This window comes from Citrobacter sp. wls757, assembly GCF_005280935.1.
GTDB classification, from domain to species: domain Bacteria; phylum Pseudomonadota; class Gammaproteobacteria; order Enterobacterales; family Enterobacteriaceae; genus Citrobacter; species Citrobacter portucalensis.
In genome coordinates this window covers 1-5,415 of sequence record NZ_SZWU01000046.1, presented here as the reverse complement: position 1 = coordinate 5,415, position 5,415 = coordinate 1, and the positions used below count along the sequence as shown (strand labels likewise).

The 5,415-nt window shown below is 50.1% G+C and carries 8 protein-coding genes; all 8 read left to right on the top strand.

What is annotated here, in order from left to right:
- Positions 1-137 precede the first annotated feature (137 nt).
- On the top strand, positions 138-860 hold the full coding sequence (locus FDW94_RS12250; RefSeq protein ID WP_003023643.1) for a transcriptional regulator: 723 nt from the start codon (positions 138-140) through the stop codon (positions 858-860).
- The gene (gene tusD, locus FDW94_RS12245) at positions 860-1,246 is read left to right on the top strand and encodes a sulfurtransferase complex subunit TusD (RefSeq protein WP_008786293.1); all 387 of its coding nucleotides are present in this window, start codon (positions 860-862) and stop codon (positions 1,244-1,246) included. The genes FDW94_RS12250 and tusD overlap by 1 nt, the downstream gene beginning before the upstream one ends.
- A complete protein-coding gene (tusC, locus tag FDW94_RS12240; protein WP_003827771.1) occupies positions 1,246-1,605 on the top strand; it encodes a sulfurtransferase complex subunit TusC in 360 nt (119 codons plus the stop codon). Before tusD ends, tusC begins: the two co-directional genes overlap by 1 nt.
- 7 nt (positions 1,606-1,612) lie before the next feature.
- Positions 1,613-1,900 (top strand): sulfurtransferase complex subunit TusB, encoded by a 288-nt coding sequence (gene tusB / locus FDW94_RS12235; protein WP_137377658.1) that lies wholly within the window; start codon positions 1,613-1,615, stop codon positions 1,898-1,900.
- 125 nt (positions 1,901-2,025) lie between these two features.
- Positions 2,026-2,400, top strand: coding sequence for a 30S ribosomal protein S12 (rpsL, locus tag FDW94_RS12230; RefSeq protein WP_003023654.1), 375 nt, complete (start codon positions 2,026-2,028; stop codon positions 2,398-2,400).
- A gap of 95 nt (positions 2,401-2,495) precedes the next feature.
- On the top strand, positions 2,496-2,966 hold the full coding sequence (gene rpsG / locus FDW94_RS12225; RefSeq protein ID WP_003023657.1) for a 30S ribosomal protein S7: 471 nt from the start codon (positions 2,496-2,498) through the stop codon (positions 2,964-2,966).
- 96 nt (positions 2,967-3,062) lie between these two features.
- On the top strand, positions 3,063-5,177 hold the full coding sequence (gene fusA / locus FDW94_RS12220) for an elongation factor G (RefSeq protein ID WP_003023659.1): 2,115 nt from the start codon (positions 3,063-3,065) through the stop codon (positions 5,175-5,177).
- A gap of 69 nt (positions 5,178-5,246) precedes the next feature.
- Positions 5,247-5,415 (top strand): GTP-binding protein (locus tag FDW94_RS12215; protein WP_001692288.1); only part of this gene is annotated, 169 nt, incomplete at its 3' end.

The window sequence follows — 5,415 nt, the reverse complement described above, 5'->3', positions numbered from 1 at the left end:
GGTTTTTTATTATCGACAGGATATAATTAATACTGGAAAGCGCCTTGTGCGCTGTATTACTTTAGATGCCCCTATAATAGTGATGAGCCTGCCCTGACAACATAACGACAGGCTCCTGAAAAGGAGTGCTTTTTTTCATGTCCAGGTCGCTTTTAACCAACGAAACCAGTGAGCTAGATTTGCTGGATCAACGTCCTTTCGATCAAACCGACTTCGATATCCTCAAATCCTACGAAGCGGTAGTGGACGGGTTGGCGATGCTCATTGGTTCCCATTGTGAAATCGTATTGCACTCTTTGCAGGATTTGAAATGCTCGGCCATCCGCATTGCTAACGGTGAACACACGGGCCGTAAAATTGGCTCACCGATTACTGACCTTGCGTTGCGTATGCTGCATGATATGACGGGTGCGGATAGCAGCGTGTCGAAGTGTTACTTCACACGTGCGAAAAGCGGTGTCTTGATGAAGTCGGTGACGATTGCCATTCGCAACCGTGAGCATCGCGTGATTGGTCTGCTGTGCATCAACATGAACCTTGATGTTCCTTTCTCGCAGATAATGAATACCTTTATCCCACCGGAAACCCCGGAAGTGGGCTCTGCCGTCAACTTCGCTTCTTCGGTGGAAGATCTGGTTACCCAGACGCTGGAATTCACGATCGAAGAAGTGAATGCCGATCGCAATGTTTCCAACAACGCGAAGAACCGCCAGATCGTCCTGAATTTATATGAGAAAGGTATCTTCGATATTAAAGATGCCATCAATCAGGTCGCCGATCGGCTGAACATCTCCAAACATACGGTCTACCTCTATATTCGTCAGTTCAAAAGCGGCGATTTCCAGGGGCAAGACAAGTAATGCGTTTTGCCATCATGGTGACAGGGCCTGCTTATGGCACGCAGCAGGCGAGCAGCGCGTTGCAATTTGCTCATGCTCTTCTCGAAGAAGGGCATGAGTTATGCAGCGTCTTTTTCTATCGAGAAGGTGTATATAACGCCAACTTACTGACTTCACCCGCCAGTGATGAATATGATCTGGTGCGGGCCTGGCAACAGCTGAACCAACAGCATGGTGTAACGCTGAATATCTGCGTGGCGGCGGCGTTGCGTCGCGGCGTTGTTGATGAAACTGAGGCAAAGCGGCTGGGACTGGCAGGGGCTAATTTACAATCAGGTTTTAACCTCAGCGGGCTTGGATCGCTGGCTGAGGCATCCCTGACCTGCGATCGCGTGGTGCAGTTCTGATGAAACGTGTTGCTTTTGTCTTTTCTACCGTGCCGCATGGCAGCGCATCTGGCCGTGAAGGGTTAGATGCATTGCTGGCGACATCTGCATTAACGGAAGACCTCGGCGTGTTTTTTATCGGCGATGGCGTCTTTCAAATCCTCCAGGGACAACAACCGGATGCCGTGCTGGCGCGAGACTATATCGCAACCTTCAAGCTGTTAGGGTTGTACGATATCGATCAATGTTGGCTCTGCGCCGCTTCATTACGCGAGCGGGGCCTTCAGCAGGGGGTTAATTTTGTGGTCGATGCGACAGCGCTTGAACCGGAAGATTTACGCCGTGAGTTAGGCAACTTTGACGTCATTTTAAGGTTTTGAGACTCTTATGCTGCACACACTACATCGCTCCGCGTGGCTTACCGATTTCTCCTCTCTTCTTCGCCTGCTAGATAAAGACGATGAGCTTTTATTGCTCCAGGATGGTGTGGCGGCGGCAATCGAAGGCAGCCGTTTCCTTGAAAGTCTGCAAAATGCCTCCATTAAGGTCTATGTACTGGAAGAAGACATTAAGGCTCGCGGTTTGAGTGGTCAAATTTCAGACAGTGTCGTCAGGGTTAGCTATACTGACTTCGTCAGACTTACGGTGAAGCATCCCAGCCAGATGTCCTGGTAATTGTGGGATCGTTGTATATTTCTTGACACCTTTTCGACACCGACCTAAAATTCTGCGTCCTCATATTGTATGAGGTCGTTTTATTACGTGTTTACGAAGCAAAAGCTAAAACCAGGAGCTATTTAATGGCAACAGTTAACCAGCTGGTACGCAAACCACGTGCACGCAAAGTTGCAAAAAGCAACGTGCCTGCGCTGGAAGCATGCCCGCAGAAACGTGGCGTATGTACTCGTGTATATACTACCACTCCTAAAAAACCGAACTCCGCACTGCGTAAAGTTTGCCGTGTTCGTCTGACTAACGGTTTTGAAGTGACTTCCTACATCGGTGGTGAAGGTCACAACCTGCAGGAGCACTCCGTGATCCTGATCCGTGGCGGTCGTGTAAAAGACCTCCCGGGTGTTCGTTACCACACCGTTCGTGGTGCGCTTGACTGCTCCGGCGTTAAAGACCGTAAGCAATCACGCTCCAAGTATGGCGTGAAACGTCCTAAGGCTTAATGGTTCTCCGTTAAGTAAGGCCAAACGTTTTATATTAATGTCAAAATAAACTCTTAGAGTTTTGGACAATCCTGAATTAACAACGGAGTATTTCCATGCCACGTCGTCGCGTCATTGGTCAGCGTAAAATTCTGCCGGATCCGAAGTTCGGATCAGAACTGCTGGCTAAATTTGTAAATATCCTGATGGTAGATGGTAAAAAATCTACTGCCGAAACTATCGTATACAGCGCGCTGGAGACCCTGGCTCAGCGTTCTGGTAAAAACGAACTGGAAGCTTTCGAAGTAGCTCTCGAAAACGTGCGCCCGACTGTCGAAGTTAAGTCTCGCCGCGTTGGTGGTTCTACTTATCAGGTACCAGTTGAAGTCCGTCCGGTCCGTCGTAATGCTCTGGCAATGCGTTGGATCGTTGAAGCTGCTCGTAAACGCGGTGATAAATCCATGGCTCTGCGCCTGGCGAACGAACTTTCTGATGCTGCAGAAAACAAAGGTACTGCAGTTAAGAAACGTGAAGACGTTCACCGTATGGCAGAAGCCAACAAGGCGTTCGCACACTACCGTTGGTAATCCCTTCGGAGTTTTAGTCACCAGGCGGGCGCTTCTAGTAAGCAGCCCGCTTTGGGCTACTTAAATTGAACGCCTAAAAGATAAACGAGGAATCAAATGGCTCGTACAACACCCATCGCGCGCTACCGTAACATCGGTATCAGTGCGCACATCGACGCCGGTAAAACCACTACTACCGAACGTATTCTGTTCTACACCGGTGTAAACCATAAAATCGGTGAAGTTCATGACGGCGCAGCCACCATGGACTGGATGGAGCAGGAGCAGGAACGTGGTATTACTATCACCTCCGCAGCGACTACTGCATTCTGGTCTGGTATGGCTAAGCAGTATGAACCGCATCGCGTAAACATCATCGACACCCCGGGGCACGTTGACTTCACTATCGAAGTAGAACGTTCCATGCGTGTGCTTGATGGTGCAGTAATGGTTTACTGCGCAGTTGGTGGTGTTCAGCCTCAGTCTGAAACCGTATGGCGTCAGGCAAACAAATATAAAGTTCCGCGCATTGCGTTCGTTAACAAAATGGACCGTATGGGTGCGAACTTCCTGAAAGTTGTTGGTCAGATCAAAACCCGTCTGGGCGCGAACCCTGTTCCGCTGCAGCTGGCAATTGGCGCTGAAGAAGCGTTCACCGGTGTTGTTGACCTGGTGAAAATGAAAGCCATCAACTGGAACGAAGAAGATGCAGGCGTAACCTTCACTTATGAAGATATCCCGGCTGACATGCAGGAACTGGCTGAAGAATGGCACCAGAACCTGATCGAGTCCGCTGCAGAAGCTTCAGAAGAGCTGATGGAGAAATACCTGGGTGGTGAAGAACTGACTGAAGAAGAGATCAAAAAAGCTCTGCGTCAGCGCGTTCTGAACAACGAAATCATCCTGGTAACCTGTGGTTCTGCGTTCAAGAACAAAGGTGTTCAGGCGATGCTGGATGCGGTAATTGATTACCTGCCATCCCCAGTAGACGTACCTGCGATCAACGGTATTCTGGACGACGGTAAAGATACTCCTGCTGAGCGTCATGCTAGCGATGACGAGCCGTTTGCTGCTCTGGCATTCAAAATCGCTACTGACCCGTTCGTGGGTAACCTGACCTTCTTCCGCGTGTACTCTGGTGTGGTTAACTCCGGTGACACCATCCTGAACTCCGTGAAAACTGCACGTGAACGTTTCGGCCGTATCGTACAGATGCACGCTAACAAACGTGAAGAGATCAAAGAAGTTCGCGCGGGCGATATCGCTGCTGCAATCGGTCTGAAAGACGTGACCACTGGTGACACTCTGTGTGACCCGGATCACCCGATCATTCTGGAACGTATGGAATTCCCTGAGCCGGTAATTTCCATCGCGGTAGAACCGAAAACCAAAGCTGACCAGGAAAAAATGGGTCTGGCTCTGGGCCGTCTGGCTAAAGAAGACCCGTCATTCCGCGTATGGACTGACGAAGAATCTAACCAGACCATTATCGCTGGTATGGGTGAGCTGCACCTCGACATCATCGTTGACCGTATGAAGCGTGAATTCAACGTTGAAGCGAACGTCGGTAAACCTCAGGTTGCTTACCGTGAAGCGATTCGCGCGAAAGTTACCGATATCGAAGGTAAACACGCTAAGCAGTCTGGTGGTCGCGGTCAGTACGGTCATGTTGTTATCGACATGTACCCGCTGGAGCCGGGTTCAAACCCGAAAGGCTACGAGTTCATCAACGACATCAAAGGTGGTGTAATTCCTGGCGAATACATCCCGGCCGTTGATAAAGGCATCCAGGAACAGCTGAAATCTGGCCCGCTGGCTGGTTACCCGGTTGTTGATCTGGGCGTGCGTCTGCACTTCGGTTCTTACCATGACGTTGACTCCTCTGAGCTGGCGTTTAAACTGGCCGCTTCTATCGCCTTCAAAGATGGCTTTAAGAAAGCGAAACCAGTTCTGCTTGAGCCTATCATGAAGGTTGAAGTAGAGACTCCGGAAGAGAACACCGGTGACGTAATCGGTGACTTGAGCCGCCGTCGTGGTATGCTTCGTGGTCAGGAATCCAACGTCACTGGCGTTGTTATCCATGCTGAAGTTCCGCTGTCTGAAATGTTCGGATATGCAACCCAGCTGCGTTCTCTGACCAAAGGCCGTGCTTCTTACTCCATGGAGTTCCTGAAGTACGACGATGCGCCGAACAACGTTGCTCAGGCCGTTATTGAAGCCCGTGGTAAATAATCCACAGGATTAAAACCTAAGTCCCGTGCTCTCTCCATAGGGGAGAGCACTATAGTAAGGAATATAGCCGTGTCTAAAGAAAAATTTGAACGTACAAAACCGCACGTTAACGTCGGCACCATCGGCCACGTTGACCACGGTAAAACTACCCTGACCGCTGCAATCACTACCGTACTGGCTAAAACCTACGGCGGTGCTGCTCGTGCATTCGACCAGATCGATAACGCGCCGGAAGAAA

Bases quoted from the DNA above. Each gene is read 5' to 3' on its own strand.
- FDW94_RS12250 (WP_003023643.1), top strand. From the start codon at position 138: ATGTCCAGGTCGCTTTTAACCAACGAAACCAGTGAGCTAGATTTGCTG.
- tusD (WP_008786293.1), top strand. From the start codon at position 860: ATGCGTTTTGCCATCATGGTGACAGGGCCTGCTTATGGCACGCAGCAG.
- tusC (WP_003827771.1), top strand. From the start codon at position 1,246: ATGAAACGTGTTGCTTTTGTCTTTTCTACCGTGCCGCATGGCAGCGCA.
- tusB (WP_137377658.1), top strand. From the start codon at position 1,613: ATGCTGCACACACTACATCGCTCCGCGTGGCTTACCGATTTCTCCTCT.
- rpsL (WP_003023654.1), top strand. From the start codon at position 2,026: ATGGCAACAGTTAACCAGCTGGTACGCAAACCACGTGCACGCAAAGTT.
- rpsG (WP_003023657.1), top strand. From the start codon at position 2,496: ATGCCACGTCGTCGCGTCATTGGTCAGCGTAAAATTCTGCCGGATCCG.
- fusA (WP_003023659.1), top strand. From the start codon at position 3,063: ATGGCTCGTACAACACCCATCGCGCGCTACCGTAACATCGGTATCAGT.